General features: G+C 67.1%; 15 protein-coding genes and 1 pseudogene. 12 read left to right on the top strand and 4 right to left on the bottom strand.

Annotated features, from left to right (window positions below; translation table 11 throughout):
* Window positions 1-63 precede the first annotated feature (63 nt).
* From EH199_RS13260 to EH199_RS13275, 4 genes are all read left to right on the top strand, one after another.
* Window positions 64-1611, top strand: coding sequence for a M28 family metallopeptidase (locus EH199_RS13260; protein ID WP_124809774.1), 1548 nt, complete (start codon window positions 64-66; stop codon window positions 1609-1611).
* A gap of 65 nt (window positions 1612-1676) precedes the next feature.
* Entirely contained in the window at window positions 1677-3134 is a 1458-nt protein-coding gene (gene guaB, locus EH199_RS13265; protein ID WP_124809775.1) for an IMP dehydrogenase, read from the top strand.
* Window positions 3131-4312 (top strand): RsmB/NOP family class I SAM-dependent RNA methyltransferase, encoded by a 1182-nt coding sequence (locus EH199_RS13270; RefSeq protein ID WP_124809776.1) that lies wholly within the window; start codon window positions 3131-3133, stop codon window positions 4310-4312. The genes guaB and EH199_RS13270 overlap by 4 nt, the downstream gene beginning before the upstream one ends.
* A 62-nt stretch (window positions 4313-4374) precedes the next feature.
* Window positions 4375-4881 (top strand): hypothetical protein, encoded by a 507-nt coding sequence (locus EH199_RS13275; RefSeq protein WP_223806657.1) that lies wholly within the window; start codon window positions 4375-4377, stop codon window positions 4879-4881.
* A gap of 18 nt (window positions 4882-4899) precedes the next feature.
* Here the strand turns inward: EH199_RS13275 and EH199_RS13280 are convergent, their stop codons facing one another.
* On the bottom strand, window positions 4900-5385 hold the full coding sequence (locus tag EH199_RS13280) for an RNA pyrophosphohydrolase (protein ID WP_124809778.1): 486 nt from the start codon (window positions 5383-5385) through the stop codon (window positions 4900-4902).
* On the bottom strand, window positions 5382-6350 hold the full coding sequence (locus tag EH199_RS13285) for an alpha/beta hydrolase (protein ID WP_124809779.1): 969 nt from the start codon (window positions 6348-6350) through the stop codon (window positions 5382-5384). The genes EH199_RS13280 and EH199_RS13285 overlap by 4 nt, the downstream gene beginning before the upstream one ends.
* A 240-nt stretch (window positions 6351-6590) precedes the next feature.
* Here EH199_RS13285 and EH199_RS13290 point away from each other — a divergent pair, with 240 nt between their 5' ends.
* From EH199_RS13290 to EH199_RS13315, 7 genes and pseudogenes are all read left to right on the top strand, one after another.
* On the top strand, window positions 6591-8477 hold the full coding sequence (locus EH199_RS13290; RefSeq protein WP_124809780.1) for a 2-oxoacid:acceptor oxidoreductase subunit alpha: 1887 nt from the start codon (window positions 6591-6593) through the stop codon (window positions 8475-8477).
* Between the two features lie 12 nt (window positions 8478-8489).
* Window positions 8490-8831 carry a hypothetical protein gene (locus EH199_RS13295; RefSeq protein ID WP_124809781.1) on the top strand — a complete coding sequence of 114 codons (342 nt, stop codon included), beginning with the start codon at window positions 8490-8492 and terminating at the stop codon, window positions 8829-8831.
* A gap of 3 nt (window positions 8832-8834) precedes the next feature.
* Window positions 8835-9863 carry a 2-oxoacid:ferredoxin oxidoreductase subunit beta gene (locus EH199_RS13300; protein ID WP_124809782.1) on the top strand — a complete coding sequence of 343 codons (1029 nt, stop codon included), beginning with the start codon at window positions 8835-8837 and terminating at the stop codon, window positions 9861-9863.
* A pseudogene (locus EH199_RS24690) lies at window positions 9784-10071 on the top strand (metal-dependent hydrolase); the annotation flags it as partial. The gene EH199_RS13300 and the pseudogene EH199_RS24690, both read left to right, overlap by 80 nt.
* A gap of 103 nt (window positions 10072-10174) precedes the next feature.
* Complete coding sequence (locus EH199_RS13305) at window positions 10175-10852, top strand: metal-dependent hydrolase (RefSeq protein ID WP_223806664.1); 678 nt, start codon at window positions 10175-10177, stop codon at window positions 10850-10852.
* 80 nt (window positions 10853-10932) lie between these two features.
* The gene (locus EH199_RS13310) at window positions 10933-12303 is read left to right on the top strand and encodes a deoxyribodipyrimidine photo-lyase (protein WP_124809783.1); all 1371 of its coding nucleotides are present in this window, start codon (window positions 10933-10935) and stop codon (window positions 12301-12303) included.
* A gap of 57 nt (window positions 12304-12360) precedes the next feature.
* Entirely contained in the window at window positions 12361-13620 is a 1260-nt protein-coding gene (locus EH199_RS13315) for a cyclopropane-fatty-acyl-phospholipid synthase family protein (protein WP_124809784.1), read from the top strand.
* 4 nt (window positions 13621-13624) lie between these two features.
* On the opposite strand, the gene EH199_RS13320 is transcribed toward EH199_RS13315, so the two are convergent.
* Window positions 13625-14344, bottom strand: a complete 720-nt coding sequence (locus EH199_RS13320; protein WP_124809785.1) for an SDR family NAD(P)-dependent oxidoreductase — start codon at window positions 14342-14344, stop codon at window positions 13625-13627.
* Window positions 14345-15829 carry an amidophosphoribosyltransferase gene (gene purF, locus EH199_RS13325; protein ID WP_124809786.1) on the bottom strand — a complete coding sequence of 495 codons (1485 nt, stop codon included), beginning with the start codon at window positions 15827-15829 and terminating at the stop codon, window positions 14345-14347.
* 202 nt (window positions 15830-16031) lie between these two features.
* Here purF and EH199_RS13330 point away from each other — a divergent pair, with 202 nt between their 5' ends.
* Entirely contained in the window at window positions 16032-17117 is a 1086-nt protein-coding gene (locus EH199_RS13330) for an MASE1 domain-containing protein (protein WP_124809787.1), read from the top strand.
* Window positions 17118-17123 lie beyond the last annotated feature (6 nt).

The following is a 17123-nucleotide window of genomic DNA, read 5'->3' on the forward strand; positions in this document are numbered from 1 at the left end:
GAACTTGCGCCGGCTTCGGGCATTTGCCAGCACGGGTCTGCGTTGAAGCGTTTGGGGGCGTCGATGAGTCGTGTTGGCAGGCTTCGGCTGGTTCGGGCGACGGCGGTGGCCGTGGCCGGGCTGTCGCTGCTCAACGCCGCTTCGCCCGTGTCGCGGCGGGACACGCCGCTGGAAGCCGCGCTGCGCAGTCATGTGGTCACGCTATCCAGCGAGGAATTCGGCGGCCGTGAGCCGGGCACCGACGGCGAGACGAAGACGTTGCGCTATCTTGCCCGGCAATGGTTCGACATCGGGCTGGAATCGGGCACGAACAATCCCGGCAGTGCGTGGTTCGCCCCCGTGGAACTGGTGGAGCGCGTGCCGGCTGCCTCGCGCGTGGCGTTCCGCCGCGGAAAACAGCGGCTGGCGGTTTCGCAGGACGGGGCTTTCGTCGTCACGTCCGGCCTGCGCAGCCTGGTGGAGAATGCGCCGGTGCTGTTCGTGGGGCATGGCATCGGGCCGGTGCCGCCGCGCGCGGAACTGGCGGGTCGGATCGCGCTGATGCTCGACAGCCTGCCGCCGGGGACACCCTCCGCCCCGACCGAGGACCGGCCGGGGCGTCTGCTCGATGCCGGCGCATCGGCGGTGATCGTGGTGCTGGACGGCGATCGGCGCATCGACGAAGTGACGGCCCGCCGTCGGCGCGCGGGCTATGCGCTGGCGGGCGGGCAATTGGGCGGGGACATCGAGGCTTTCGTGACTCCGGCCTTTGCCGGGCAGATGCTGGCGGGTGGCGCCGCGCGCGATGTGGTCGCCCTGCGGCACGAGGCGGCCGCGGCTGGCTTTGTTTCGCGCCTGCTGGGCGTGGAAGGATCGCTGGAGGCGACCAGCACGGAAACGCGCGTGCGGACGCACAACCTGATCGGCAAGATCGAGGGGCGCAATCCCGCCGCCGGCGCGGTGCTGGTGATGGCGCACTGGGATCACTTCGGCCAGTGCGGCACGCCGCCCAGGCTTTGCCCCGGCGCGGTCGACAATGCGTCGGGCGTGGCGGTGATCACCGAAGTCGCGCGCAGCTTGGTGCGCGGGCAGGCGCGCGGCGCCAAGCCGATGGACCGCGATGTCTATTTCGTCGCGACCACGGGCGAGGAGCTGGGTCTGCTGGGTGCGATGGCGTTTGCCGAGAACCCGCCGCTGCCGCTCGACAAGGTGGTGGCCGCCTTCAATGTCGACAGCACGGGGCTGGTGCCGGCCGGGCGGCCGGTCGCGATCGTCGGCCGGGGCATGACCGGGCTCGATGCCGGGATCGGCCGCGTGGTGGCGCGGATGAAGCGCAGGCTGGTGAATGACGATGCCGCCAACGCTTTCGTGCGGCGGCAGGATAGCTGGGCGCTTATGCAGCACGATGTACCGGCGGTGATGGTCAGCAGCAGCTATGGCGATCCCGAGCGGCTCGACCGGTTCATGAAGGAGCGCTACCACACCCCGGCGGACAAGGCGGACCTGATCGAGGTGGGCGGCATGGCCGATGACGTGACGCTGCACACCGAACTGGTGCGCGAATTCGCCGACGCGAAGCGCGTTCCGGCGCCCGGATCGGGCGGCGGTGCGACCAAAGGCGCTACCCCCTAGCGCAAACCGCCCGGCTTGATTACATGGGCCGCCACGATTCTCCCCGGACTGAAAGTGGCAGCACCATGGATATCCCCCTCGGCCTTACCTTCGACGACGTTCTTCTGCGTCCCGGCGAGTCCGATCTGCTGCCATCGCAGGCCGATACCCGCACCCGCCTGACCAGCGCGATCTCGCTCAACATTCCGGTGCTGTCCTCGGCGATGGACACCGTGACCGAGGCGGACATGGCGATCGTCATGGCGCAGCTGGGCGGGATCGGCGTGCTGCACCGGAACCTGACGGTGGAGGAACAGGCGGCAGCGGTCCGCGCGGTCAAGCGCTTCGAAAGCGGCATGGTGGTCAACCCGATCACGATCGCGCCCGATGCCACGCTGGGCGAGGCGCAGGCGATCATGCGCGCCAACAAGATCAGCGGTATTCCGGTGGTGGAGCCAAGCGGCAAGCTGCTTGGCATCCTTACCCATCGCGACGTGCGGTTTGCCGACAATCCGGCGCAGCCGGTGCGCGAACTGATGACGCACGAGAACCTGGCCACGGTGAAGCTCGGCACCAGCGGCGACGATGCGCGCCGCCTGCTGCACCAGCGCCGGATCGAAAAGCTGCTGGTGGTGGACGATGCCTTCCACTGCATCGGCCTGATCACGGTGAAGGACATCGAGAAGGCCGTGACGTTCCCCAGCGCTACCAAGGACGCGGCGGGCCGCCTGCGCGTGGCCGCCGCCACAACCGTGGGCGAAAAGGGGTTGGAGCGCACGAAGGCGCTGGTCGAGGCCGAATGCGACGTGATCATCATCGATACCGCGCATGGCCATAACCGCGATGTCGCGCGCGCGGTGGAAGCCGTGAAGAAGCTTTCCAACACGGTGCAAGTGATCGCTGGCAACGTCGCCACGGGCGAAGCGACCCGCGCGCTGATCGATGCCGGGGCGGACGGCATCAAGGTGGGCATCGGGCCGGGATCGATCTGCACCACGCGCATCGTCGCGGGCGTGGGCGTGCCGCAGTTGACCGCCGTGATGGAATGCGCCGAGGAAGCCGATCGCAGCAATGTGCCGGTAATCGCCGATGGTGGCCTGCGCACCTCGGGCGATGCGGCCAAGGCGCTGGCGGCGGGCGCCAGCTCGATCATGATCGGTTCGATGCTGGCCGGCACCGAGGAAGCGCCGGGCGAGACGTTCCTGTACCAGGGCCGGGCCTACAAGTCCTATCGCGGCATGGGGTCGGTCGGCGCGATGGCGCGCGGTTCGGCGGACCGCTATTTCCAGCAGGACATCAAGGACCAGATGAAGCTGGTGCCCGAAGGCATCGAGGGACAGGTGCCCTACAAGGGACCGGCCAAGGACGTGGTCCACCAGCTCGTTGGCGGGATCAAGGCGGCGATGGGCTACACCGGCAGCGCCACGATCGAGAGTCTGCGCAAGAATGCCAAGTTCGTGCGCATCACCAACGCGGGCCTGCGCGAAAGCCACGTCCATGACGTGACGATCACGCGCGAGGCGCCGAACTACCCCACGCGGTGACCCCCGCCGCGCGCGTCCAGGCCGCGATCGACATCCTTGACGCGGTGATCGCGGCGGCGGCCCGGCAGGGCGCGTCGGCAGACCGGATCGCGGCGGAGTGGTTCCGGGCGCGGCGCTTCGTGGGATCGAAGGATCGCCGCGCGATCCGCGAACTGGCGTGGAACGCCATCCGCGCCTGCGGTGAAGCGCCGGCGAGCGGCCGTGCCGCGGTGCTGCGGCTGGCGGCGGAAGATTCCGTTCTGGCCGCCCTTTTCGATGGTTCCACCTATGGTCCCGCGCCGATCACGCCGGGCGAACCGGCGGCGGCGGGCGGCATTGCGCCGCGCTGGCTGGAGGAGGCGCTGCTGGCCTCGGGCCTGGACGCCAACGAGCAGGGCGCCTTGCTGGGCAGGGCGCCGCTGGACCTGCGGGCCAACCGGCTGAAGACCACGCGCGAGGAACTGGCCGCGCGCCTGCCGGTGGCGGCGGAGCGCACCGTCGCGCCGGACGCGCTGCGCCTGCCGGCGGGCACCGCGGCGGAAAGCTGGCCGGAATTCGCGCAAGGGTTGTTCGAAGTGCAGGACACGGGCAGCCAGCTCGCCTGCGCGGCGCTGGCGGTCCAGCCGGGCGAAAGCGTGATCGACCTGTGCGCGGGCGCCGGCGGCAAGACGCTGGCGCTGGCGGCGGCGCTGGAGAACCGCGGGCATCTGCTGGCCTGCGATATCGACCGGCCGCGCCTGTCACGCTTGCCCGAACGCGCGGCGCGCGCGGGAGCGATCGCGGAAACGCGGCTGCTCGATCCGGACCGCGAAGCGGCGATGCTGGCGGACTGGGCGGGCAGGGCGGATGCCGTGCTGATCGATGCGCCCTGTTCGGGCACGGGCACCTGGCGGCGCAATCCCGAGGCGCGCTGGCGGTTGTCGCCCAACGCGATCGCACGGTACGCGGCGACGCAGGCGCGCTTGTTGCGCGTGGCGTCCGATCTGGTGCGTCCGGGCGGACGGCTGACCTATATCGTCTGTTCGCTGCTCGATGCCGAAGGCGCGGACGGGGTGGCTGCGTTCCTGGCCGAAAGGCAGGACTGGCGGTCCGATCTCCCGGCGATGCCGGCCGGGCGGGCACGGGGGGCGGGATGGCGGCTTTCCCCGGCGCATGACGGGACCGACGGGTTTTTCTTCTCGACGCTTCGCCGCCTATGATAGATGATAAGGCCATGACCGCCGGATCACCACGCCCTGGCTCCCGGCTGAAGGAGTTCGTGATGCGCTACACACCCGTTGCCCTTGCCCTTTCGTTGCTTGCCGGCGTCACCGGAAGCATGGGAACGGCAAAGGTGACCGAGGCGATCGACCCCCGGGCGCAGGCGTTGCTGGACGCGGGGCGCAAGGCGCTCACGGCGGGCGACGTTGAAGGGGCGACCAACAGCTTCGAGGCCGCGCTGGCGGTCGATCCGGGCAACACCGGCACGTTCGTGGCGCTGGCCGATGCCGCGCGGCGCAGCGGGATGCAGGGCAAGGCGATCCATTACTACCGGCTGGCGCTGTCGCGCGATCCCAACAACCTGGCCGCCATTTCGGGCGAAGGCGGCGCGATGGTGGAAAAGGGCGCCGTCGACAAGGCGCGACGCAACCTGTCGCGGCTGGAAGGGCTGTGTGGCAAGACCTGCGCCGAGACTGAGGATCTGGCCGCCGTGATCGCCAAGGGACCGGCACCGAAGGTGGTTTCGGCCGAGGCGATCAAGCCCCAGCCGACGGTGGAATCGAACTGACGCAGCCCCGTCGGCGCGTCAGATAAGGTCGCGGAATTCTTCCAGAACCTGACGGTAGACGCGCTTCTTGAACGGCACGATCACGTCCGGCAGCAGTTCCGGATCGATCCATTTCCATTCGCGGAATTCCGCGTGTTCGTGCGCGTCCAGCCGTACGTCCTGATCCTGGCCGATGAAACGCAGCAGCAGCCATTTCTGCCGTTGCCCGCGATAGCGGCCCTTCCAGATCTTGCCGAGCAGTTCATCGGGCAGGTCGTAGAAGTATTCCTCGCGGCTTTCCGCGATGACCGTCACCAGATCGGGTGTGAGGCCGGTTTCCTCGCCCAGCTCGCGCAGCGCGGCGGGATGCAGTTCCTCGCCGTCGTCGATGCCGCCCTGCGGCATCTGCCAGGCTTCCCCCGCCCGTTCATCGATGCGCCGGCCCACGAAAACCTGACCATGCGCGTTGACCAGCATCAGACCGACGCAGGGGCGGTAGGGAAGCCCCGCAAACTCTTCGTTCATTTCAACCTTTCCAGCAGCAGGCGGACCGCCTCGAAGATGGACCGCATGTCAGCCTGCGCGCTCGGCAGTGCCTTGCGGATCTGCGTGAACCCGTGGATCGTACCCTTCATTTCCAGGAAGATCACGTCCGATCCGGCGAGGATCAACTGAGCGCCATAGACCCGGCCGCTATCGCGAATCGGATCGAGACCTGCGGTGACCAGCACCGTGGGCGGCATGTTCGAGTGGTCGCCGTAGAGCGGATAGGCGCGCTTGTCACCCGGTACGGCGCGATAGCCATCGGCGAACCATTCCATCGTGTCCTTCGTCAGCAGGAAACCGTCGGCGAAGGAGAGGAACGAGTCGTGGTCGGGCCGGTCGTCGCTGAGCGGATAGATCGGCACCTGGATGACCACTGGAACAGCGGCGGGCTTTTCCTGCAGCGCCTGGGTGGTGACGATGGTGAGGTTGCCACCGGCCGAATCGCCCATGGGAATAAGGCCGGTGAACGTGCGACCGAGTTCCGCCGGGCTGCCGGCTACCCACCGCGTCGCGGCTTCGCAATCGTCGGGCGCGGCGGGGAAGGGGGCTTCGGGCGCGAGGCGATAATCCACCGCGACGACCGGCAGGTCCAGTTCGGCGGCGATTTCGGTGCAGAGGCGGTGGTGGGTTTCGAGATCGCCGATGACGAAGCCGCCACCGTGATAGAACATCACGACCGGGCCGGGTTCGCGTGTGTCGCGCGCGTCGTAGAAGCGCAGCGGGATCGGGCCGGCCGGGCCGGGGCAGGTCAGATCGCGGATCACCGCCAGATCGCGCGGGTCCTGCTCCGCCAGTTCCTGCATGGCCAGATAGCTGGCGCGCGCGGCTTCTAGCCCCAGCTCGCTCATCGGCGGGGCACCGGTGCCGTTGAGGTAATCGAGGAAACCCTTCACGTCGGGCCGGACGAAGTGCTGCGGGCGGTCGATCGTCTCACTGTCTGACATGGCTGCGGGTTCCTCTTCCGGTTGCCGGTGCGGCGGGTGGCGTTCCCGGTCCATTTGAGATCGGGAATCGTTTTTCGCCATCATGCCTAAGTCTGCTTTTGCAACTTGACTAGCGTCTCCGATGGGAATCAAGGACGTTCCAGCGTTTCGCGTCGAAGAGATTTTCTTCTTTGCGTGCGGATTGATGGAGACATAGGCGGATCGTGCTGCCAGAGCGCGGTTGCGCAGACGAGGAAGAGAATGGTTACAGCACTTGCAGAAGGTCCGGACGCCCTGACTGGCGGGACCACGCCCGCCGCACCCGAAGCGGTCGTCGTGCGCTTCGCGGGCGATTCCGGCGACGGGATGCAGCTTACCGGCGGTCAGTTCACGCTGTCGACCGCGCTGGCGGGCAACGATCTGGCGACGTTCCCGGACTTTCCGGCCGAAATCCGCGCGCCGCAGGGCACGCTGTTCGGCGTTTCCGCGTTCCAGATCAATTTCGGATCGACCGAGATCGAAACCGCGGGCGACGCGCCCGACGTGCTGGTGGCGATGAACCCGGCCGCGCTCAAGACCAATGTCGGCCAGTTGAAGGCCGGCGGCCTCATCATCGCGGACACCGGCGAATTCAACAAGCGCAACCTTGAAAAGGCGAAGTACGACCAGAACCCGCTCGAGGACGGCAGCCTCGAAAAGTGGCAGCTTCTGGCGTTCGACATTTCGGCGCTGACGCTCGAAGCGGTCAAGCCGTTCGGCCTGGGCAACAAGGAAGCCCTGCGCTGCAAGAACATGTGGACGCTGGGCCTGGCCCTGTGGATGTTCGATCGGGACCGCAAGCCGCTGGTGGACTGGCTGAACGCCAAGTTCGCCAAGGCCCCGGTGCTGGCCGAAGCCAACATCGCCGCGCTCAACGCCGGCCATGCTTATGGCGAGACGGCGGAACTCGCCGGGCCGCTGAAGCAGTATCACATCGCGCCGGTGGAAACCGCTCCGGGCCTCTATCGTACGGTGACGGGCGCGGAAGCGGTGAGCCTGGGCCTCGTGGCCGGGGCGCAGCTTGCGGAATTGCCCATGTTCTTCGGCGGCTATCCGATCACGCCGGCTTCGGCGATCCTGCACAATCTGGCCAAGCTCAAGGAATTCGGCGTCACCACCTTCCAGGCGGAAGACGAGATCGCCGCGATCGCTTCGGCCATCGGCGCGTCCTATGCGGGGCAGCTTGGCGTCACCTCGTCGTCCGGCCCCGGCATCGCGCTGAAGGGCGAGGCGATGGGCCTTGCCATCATGACCGAGCTGCCGCTGGTCATCGTCAATTCGCAGCGCGGCGGTCCTTCTACCGGCTTGCCGACCAAGACCGAGCAGTCGGATCTCTACCAGGCCGTCTATGGCCGCAACGGCGATGCGCCGATGCCGGTGATCGCGGCGCGTTCGCCGGCCGATGCCTTCGACTGCGCGATCGAGGCCTGCCGCATCGCGGTGGAATACATGACGCCGGTGATGCTGCTGACCGATGGCTATATCGGTAACGCCGCCGAGCCGTGGAAGGTGCCCGATCCGGCCAGCTACACACCGTTCCCAGCCAAGTTCCTCGAAGAGAAGAACGGCCCGGATGGCGAACTGCTGCCCTTCGCGCGCGACGAAAAGGGCGCGCGTCCGTGGATCAAGCCGGGTACGCCGGGCCTGATGCACCGCATCGGCGGCATCGAGAAGAACCCCGGCACCGGCAACATCGATTATTCGCCGGCCAGCCACCAGACCATGACCGACGCGCGCAAGGCCAAGGTGGACGGCATCGCCCACGGCATTCCGCAGCAGGACGTGACGCTCGGCACCGAAGGCGGCAAGCTGGTGGTCGTTGGCTGGGGATCGACCTTCGGGCCGATCCACCAGGCCGTGCGCCGCGCCCGCGCCCGGGGGCTGGATGTCTCGCACGTCCATGTCCGCCATGTCTGGCCGCTGCCGACCAACCTGGGCGACCTGCTTGGCCAGTACGAGAACATCCTCGTGCCCGAGATGAACACCGGCCAGTTCAAGACCGTGCTGCGCGACCAGTTCCTGCTGGACGCGAAGCCGCTCAACAAGACGAGTGGCCAGCCGTTCACCATCGCCGAAATCGAGGCTGCGATCGCCGAGGTATTGGCTTAGGAGGATAATTGGGTGCCTAGAGCCGTTGGTCAGCAAGGTAGTTGGTTCGCCGTCATCGAGAATGCGAACCGCTATCCGGATATAGACGGCAAACGGTTACCCTGCCTGCATCAGTATTGGTGGAGCCCCCCAAGGGACTATCATGACAAAGGTGCGGTAGCTGACGATGATGAATGGAAGAACGTTTCAGACGCGCTCGCAGCAAGTGGTTATGCGATTTTAACCTCTAGCGATACTTCAAGCATGCCATGGCGGCGGATTGGGTATATTGCTGTTTTTGCGGTTGAGAATGTTGTTTTGGGGGTAGATGGCCTCCGACTGCGCTTCACAAAACGCATTTGCGACTTGGATTGAACTATGAACGACATGACCCCCATCAAGACCACGCTCAAGGACTGGGAAACCGATCAGGAAGTGCGCTGGTGCCCCGGTTGCGGTGACTACGCGATCCTGAAGGCGGTGCAGCGCACGCTGCCCGAGATCGGTGCGGACCCCGCCAAGACCGTGTTCGTTTCCGGGATCGGTTGCTCCAGCCGCTTCCCCTACTACGTGGAAAGCTATGGCTTCCACACGATCCACGGCCGCGCCCCCGCGTTCGCGACCGGAATCAAGCTGGCCAATCCCGAACTCGACGTGTGGCTGGTCACCGGCGATGGCGATGGCATGTCGATCGGCGGCAATCACACGATGCACATCCTGCGGCGCAACGTGAACACGCAGATCCTGTTGTTCAACAACGAGATCTATGGCCTTACCAAGGGCCAGTATTCGCCCACCAGCCGCGAAGGCACGCATTCGCCGACAACCCCGCTCGGTTCGGTCGATCGGCCGGCGCTGCCCTGCGCGTTTGCGCTGGGCGCGGGCGCGCGCTTCATTGCGCGGGCCTATGACGTGTCGAAGGACCTGTCCTCGGTGCTCAAGGCCGCGCACGGCCATCAGGGTGCGGCGTTCGTGGAGATTTTCCAGAACTGCATCGTTTATAACAAGGACCGCTTCGACGATTTCACCGCCAAGGGCGTGGCCGACCAGAACCAGCTTTGGGTAAAGGACGGCGAGCCCATGCTGTTCGGCAGCGAGAAGAGCGGCGGCGTGAGAGGCATCGCGCTCGACATGGATACGCTGAGCCTCAAGGTCGTCGACGTGGTCGATGGCGATTGGCAGGCGGCGGGCGTGATCGTGCACAACGTGAAGAACCGCGCGATCGCGCATATGCTCGTCGAGATGCCGTTCGGCCCGTTCCCGATGGCGCTGGGCGTGATCTACGACGATCCCCGCCCGACCTACGAAGCGACCGTGCTGGCGCAGGATGCGCAGGCGCGCGCGGGCAAGAGCGCGAACCTCGCCAAGCTGCTCGCCAAGGGCCAGACCTGGACGGTGGACGCCTGAATCGCGCGAACGGGCCGGCAGGGCAGCGTTGGATAACCTGACCCATAGCCTTGTCGGCTGGGCGCTGGCCGAAACCGGGCTGAAGCGCCGCACGCGCAAGGGGCTGGCCGCCACGGTGCTGGCGGCCAACCTGCCCGATATCGATGTGTTCTTCGGCTGGGCGCCGTGGCCGCCGCTGGCGATGCACCGCGGCTTCACCCATGGCCTGATCGGAGGCGTGCTGGTGCTTCCGCCGGTGCTGGCGATCCTGCTGTGGCTGCTGGACCGCTGGCAGGCGCGGCGGGGACGACTGGCAGACGATAAGCCCGCCGATGCGCTTCGGCTGGCTGCTGGCGCTGTGCTGGATCGGCGCGTTGACCCACCCTCTGCTCGATCTGCAGAACGTCTATGCGATCCAGCTGCTTTCGCCGGCGAGCGCGCGCTGGTTCCACACCGATGGGTTGTTCATTATCTCGCCCTGGCTGCTGGCGATGCTGGGGCTGGGCATCTGGCGCGCCCGGCGGACCGGAAACGGTCGCCCGGCGATCCTGGCGCTGGCGGGAACCGCGCTGTTCATTGGCGGCAACATTGCCATTTCCGCACTGGCGTGGGCCGCGCCGACGCGCGATGCGCCTTATGCCACGCCGGACCGGATATTCGCCGCGCCCGAGCCGCTGCTGTTCTGGCGGCGCGATGTGGTCTGGCGACAAGACGGCTTCATCGTGCAGGGGCGCTATGATCCGTTGCGCCGCCTTGAGGGGCTGGTGGACTTCGGCGCGCCGATGGCCGACCGGATGCAGGAGCCGATCGTCCGCCGCGCGGCGCAGGCCACGGCGCCGGCACGCAAGTTCCTGGCCTGGTCGCAAATGCCGGTGGCGCGCGTGGAACAAGGACGCTGCCGTGCGGTGGTGACGTTTGGCGATGCCCGCTTCACCGGCCCCGCCATGAGCCGCAACTTCAACACCGTTGTCACGCTGCCCGTGGACGGAGCCGGGTGCGGGGGCGGATGACGTCTGCCCTTTGGGGCTGCTTCCGGATGACCGGGCGGGTCCGCTAGGAAAGTCCCCCGCATGAAGGACTGCGCATTTTCATGAAACCACCCGTCATTGTCTGGCTGCGTCGCGACCTGAGGCTGGCTGATCAGGCGGCGTTCCACGCGGCGGCGGCGGAAGGGCCGGTGATCCCGGTCTATGTACTGGACGATGAGACGCCGCGCCACCGGCGCATGGGCGCGGCGTCGCGCTGGTGGTTGCACCACAGTCTGTCCAGCCTGGACGCGGACTTGCGCGCGCGGGGATCGCGGCTGGTGCTGCGGCGGGGGCGCTGCGAGGACGTGCTGGCGGCGCTTGCCGCGCAAACGGGCGCCGTGCGGGTTCATGCCTTGCATCATTACGAGCCTTGGTGGCGCAATGCGGAGCGCGCGGTGGCGCAGCGGCTCGATCTGGTGCTCCATCACGGGAATTACCTTGCCCCGCCGGGATCGGTGCGAACCGGGGCAGGGCAACCCTATCGCATCTACACCCCGTTCTGGCGGGCGCTGACCGAACAGATGCCACCACCCGCGCCGCTGGCCGCGCCCGAAACCCTGCCCGCACCGGAGGTATGGCCGGAAAGCGACGCGCTGGCCGACTGGGCATTGCTGCCGGTCGCCCCGGACTGGGCAGAAGGATTTCGCGCCGAATGGACGCCGGGCGAGTCCGGCGCGCGCGAACGGCTGGCGGCGTTCGCCGATCGTGCGCGGCGCTATGCCGAACGGCGCAACCTGCCCTCGGTGGAGGCGACATCGCGGCTTTCCCCGCACCTGCATTTCGGGGAGATATCGCCGGCGACAATCTGGCATGCGGTGCGCGACGCGGGCGGATCGGTCGGCACGTTCCTGGGGGAAGTGGGTTGGCGCGACTATGCGCAGAACGTGATTCTCCAGTTCCCGGACTATGGCGCCCGCAACGCACGCGCGCCGTTCGATCAGATGGCATGGCGCACCGGGCCGGAGGCGGACCGCGATTTCCGCGCCTGGTGCCAGGGGCGCACCGGCTATCCCATCGTCGATGCCGGGATGCGCGAGCTGTGGGCTTCGGGCTGGATGCACAACCGCGTGCGGATGATCGCGGCCAGCTTCCTGATCAAGCATTTGCTGATCGACTGGCGGCGCGGCGAACAGTGGTTCTGGGATACGCTGGTCGATGCCGACTATGGCTCCAACGCGGTCAACTGGCAGTGGAGCGCGGGCACAGGCGTCGATTCCAACATGTTCGTGCGGATCATGGCCCCGCTGACGCAATCGCCCAAGTTCGACGCGGGGGATTATATCCGGCGCTGGGTGCCCGAACTGGCGGGCGTGCCCGATCCCCTTGTCCACGATCCGCCGGTGCGGCCCGGCGGCTACCCGGCGCCGATCATTGGCCACGCTGCCGGGCGCCAGCGCGCGCTGGAAGCCCATGCGGCTTTGAAGACGATCTGATCCTTTCTCGCGCCGGTCGGGATTGCGGTCCCGATATCAACCGCGCATAGTATCGCCATGAACGCGCAAACACCGGTACGAGGTGGGCATCTGGTGGCGGGGGGCCGGTCGATGACCGCCGGCACGGGGCTGCTGGCACGGCTCATCACCGGATCGATGAGCCGCCTGCTGGACCGGATCGATACCGGGCTGGCGGAAGGATCGCTGCTGGCCCGTCTGCCCGATGGTTCCACCCGCTTGTTCGGCGCGCGTGCGCCGGGATACGCGGCGGAAATCACGCTGCACGACTGGCGTGGATTGCTGCGGCTTGCGACGGCGGGCTCGGTCGGCTGGTATCAGGCCTGGGAAGCCGGCGAATGGGAAAGCCCGGACCCGGTGACCCTGTTTGCATTGTTCATGCGCAACGCAAGGGCGATGGGGGACATGGCGCGCGCCAAGGGGCCCTGGCGCTGGGCCGGCCGCGTGCTGCACGCGTTGCGCCGCAACAGCCGCAAGGGCGCGCGGCTGAACATTTCCGCGCACTACGATCTCGGCAACGATTTTTACGCCTGTTGGCTCGATCCATCGATGAGCTATTCCAGCGCGCTGTGGGCCGGGCTTGCGCCGGATGCCGACCTGGAAACCGCCCAGGTCCACAAGGTCGATCGGCTGGCGGAACGGCTGCATCTTGCGCCGGGGGCGAGCGTGCTGGAGATCGGTTGCGGCTGGGGTTTCCTCGCCCGTCGGTTCGCGCAGGCCCACGGAGCGCGGGTCGTCGGCATCAGCCTGTCGGACGAGCAACTGGCCTGGGCGCGCGAACGGGCTGTGCCCGGCACCGATTATCGCCATCAGGACTATCGCGACGTCGATGGGCAATTCGATGCGATCGCCAGCGTGGAGATGGTCGAGGCGGTGGGCCGGCGGTTCTGGCCATCGTGGTTCGATTGCATTGCCCGCCATCTGAAACCCGGCGGACGCGCGGCCATCCAGTTCATTGCGATCCGCGACGACCTGTTCGATGCCTACGCCGCCAGCGCTGATTTCATTCAGGCCTACGTCTTCCCCGGTGGTCTGCTGATCCGCGAAAGCGCGTTCCGCGCGCTGGCGGCGGAACGCGGACTGGCGTGGGAGGACCGGCAGGATTTCGGCGCGGACTATGCTCGCACGCTGCGCCTGTGGCGCGAGGCGTTCGACCGTGCCGTGGAGGAAGGGCGCCTGCCGCCGGCGTTCGACGCCCGTTTCGTGCGCCTGTGGCGCTACTACCTGATGTATTGCGAGGGCGGCTTCCTGGGCGGCGGAATCGACGTCAGCCAGGTCACGCTGGTGAAGCAGAGCTGAAGGATCAGGCTTCCACGCGCTCGCGATGTGGGCTTTCGTGGGTTTCCTGCGCCAGCGCCACAATCCGCCCGGCGACCACGTCCGGCGCTTTCACCGAATTGGGGTCTTCGCCCGGATAGGCGCGAGCGCGCATCTTCGTGCGCGTGGCGCCTGGATCGAGCACGGTGACGCGGATGTTCGAGATCGCCCGGACTTCCTGCGCGTAGGATTCCAGCAGGTTGTCGAACGCCGCCTTGGAGGCGCCATAAGCGCCCCAGTAGGCGCGGGGTTTCGCGCCCACGCTGCTCGTCACGCCGATGACGCGGGCGTTGCCGCTGCGTTTCAGCATGGCGTCGAAGCCGGCGATCAGCGCCTGCGTGGCCATCACGTTGAGCGTCATGGCCAGGTTGAACTCGCGCGGATCGATCTGCCACACGGGCGTCAGCGTGGGCAGCGTGGCGGCGTTGATGACCAGGATGTCGAGCGCGCTCCAGCGGCTGGAGATGGCCGTGGCGAGCCGCGCGATGCCTTCCGGTTCGGTCAGATCAACCGGCGCGATCGTGGCACTGCCGCCGGCCTGGAAGATTTCCTCCTCGACCTGCTCAAGCTCCTTGGCCGATCGCGCGACGAGCACCACATGCGCGCCGGCGGCGGCCAGGGCGCGCGCGGTTTCCGCGCCGATGCCCCGGCTGGCGCCCGTGACCAGCGCGACCTGCCCCGTCAGGGGGCCGCTGCCCTGCGTCATTCAGGCGACCTTTCCGACCGGCAGTGGCAGCTGATCGGTGGCGTCGCGATCGCCCACGTCGGTCAGCCGCGTCGGGTAATCGCCGGTGAAGCAGGCATCGCAATACTGCGGGCAGCCGTTGTTGCGCTGCGCTTCGCCCACCGCGCGGTAAAGCCCGTCGATCGAGACGAAGGCCAGGCTGTCGGCCTGGATGAAATCGGCCATCGCCGGCACGTTCATGCGCGCGGCGAGCAGCTTCGACCGTTCCGGGGTATCCACGCCATAGAAGCAGGAGTGTTCCGTCGGCGGGCTGGCGACGCGCATGTGCACTTCGCTGGCACCGGCATCGCGCATCATCTGCACGATCTTCATGCTGGTGGTGCCGCGCACGATCGAATCGTCGATCAGCACGATCCGCTTGCCTTCCACCAGCGCGCGGTTGGCGTTGTGCTTGCGCTTCACATCGGCATGGCGCGCGCCGTCCGACGGCTGGATGAACGTGCGGCCGACATAGTGCGAGCGGATGATGCCCAGCTCGAACGGAATGCCGGACTGCTGCGCATAGCCCAGCGCGGCCGGCACGCCGCTGTCGGGCACGGGGATCACCAGATCGGCATCGGCGGGGCTTTCGATGGCGAGCTGCGCGCCGATCGCCTTGCGCACCTGATAGACCGAACGGCCGCCCATCAGCGAATCCGGACGGCTGAAATAGACGTGCTCGAAAATGCACGGGCGCGCGCTGGTATTGCCGAACGGACGGTGGCTTTCGATCGCGCCGTCATGCGCCACGCGGATCAGTTCGCCGGGATCGACTTCGCGCACGAAGTCCGCACCCACCACGTCGAGCGCGACGGTTTCGCTGGCGAAGACCACCGCATCACCGATCTTGCCCATCACCAGCGGCCGGATACCCAGCGGATCGCGGCAGGCGATCATGCCGGCCGGTGTCATGCAGATCAGCGAATAGGCGCCTTCGACCAGCCGCAGCGCATCGACGAAGCGATCGAGCAGGGTGGGATAGCGGCTGGTGGCGACGAGGTGGATGATGACTTCGGTGTCGGAGGTCGACTGGAAGATCGCGCCTTTGCGCACGAGATCGCGCTTCAGGTACATCGCGTTGGAGATGTTGCCGTTGTGCGCGATGGCGAAGCCGCCCGTGGCAAGATCGGCGAACAGCGGCTGCACGTTGCGCAGGCCCGACCCGCCGGTGGTGGAATAGCGGACGTGGCCGGCGGCCGTAGAGCCGGGCAGTTCCGCCAGCGCCTGTTCGCTGGAAAAGTTCTGCGCAACGTGGCCGATGCCACGGCGGGAATAGAATTCCTGCCCATCGAAGCTGGTGATGCCCACCGCTTCCTGCCCGCGATGCTGGAGGGCATGCAGCCCCAGCGCAACCATCGCGGCCGCATCCCGCGTGCCGATTACGCCGAAGATGCCGCACTCTTCGCGCAGCTTGTCGCCATCCACGTCCCAGGGTGCGTGGTCATGTGTAAGATCGGTGAAAGTCATGGGTCCTCGAGGACTCGTCACGAGGGCGCAACAGCGCCGGCCAGCGAAGGCGCCCATGTGGCCCCGATTGCCCCGGAACGCAAGGGGCGGGCACGACATTCGCGCCAGGTTGCCGTTCTGGGGCCGGTTTCCGTCGGTGCGGCCGGCGGATAGGGGCTTCCTCTTAGACGGAATTTAACCATTGCGAGAGACAAGGGGGTGCATGATCCCCTCCCGCTTCCTTGCTGCTCGCTCCATCGCCGGGCCTGCCGGCATGGCCCTGCTGTATTTCGCCACGGCGGCAACGACCGTGCATATCAGCCGTTTTAGCGGCGGCGTCGCCATGATCTGGGTATCAAGCGCGCTGCTCTCGGGATATCTGCTCACGGCGGGGCGCCGCGTCTGGCCGTTGACGATCGCTCTTTGCGCGTTTGCCAGCTTCATGGCGACGGGCTTCTTCGGGTTCGGGTGGCGCGTCGCCGCGCAGCTCGCGCTGGTCAACGTGGGGGAAGCCCTGATGGCCGCGATAATGCTCAAGCGCATCTTCGACGCCTATTGGCCCGGCGACACTCTCGAATGGCTGGCGGGATACTATCTCGGCATCGGGCTGGCCGTGCCGATGGTCAGCGGCCTGGCGGCCCTGGCGGTGACCGGTATGGTGCTGGAGATCGATCCAGGCGCCAATTTCGTGCACTGGATGATCGGCCACGCGGTTGGTCTGCTCACGTTCCTGCCCTTCACGATCAGCCTTTCCTACGCGGTGCATAACGGCCAGCCGGTGCTGCCGGACAACAGGCGGCTCGTGGCCGTTCTGGCCGTGGTGGCGATGACCGTGCTGACGGCGGTGGTGTTCAGCCAGCCCAACCGGCCGCTGATGCTGTTCCCGGTATTGATGGTGGTTGCGGCCGCGGTGTGGGCGCCATGCGTCGTTACTACGTTCCTGCCCTGCGTGCTGGCGTTGATCGGCGGCATGCTGACGATGCGCGGCGAAGGGCCGGTGGCGATGATGCATCTCGATCTCGGCGACCGGATGCAGTTCTTCGAAATCTACATCGCGGTGACGGTGCTGTTCGCGCTGCCGGTCCAGTTCGAGCAGGAACGCCGACGCCGGCAGATGCGCGAACTGGCGGAAAGCGAGGCGCGCTATCGCCTGTTGTCCGATCATGTCAGCGACATCATCATGCATCTCGATGCCGATGGCGTCATCCGCTATGTCTCGCCCTCGATCCTCTACGTCAGCGGCTATGATCCCGCGGGTCTTGTCGGCACGAATGTAGCGGAACTGATCCACCCGGATCATCTGCAGTAGGTGCAT

Origin of the sequence: Novosphingobium sp. LASN5T, from assembly GCF_003856955.1 — a bacterium.
GTDB lineage: Bacteria > Pseudomonadota > Alphaproteobacteria > Sphingomonadales > Sphingomonadaceae > Novosphingobium.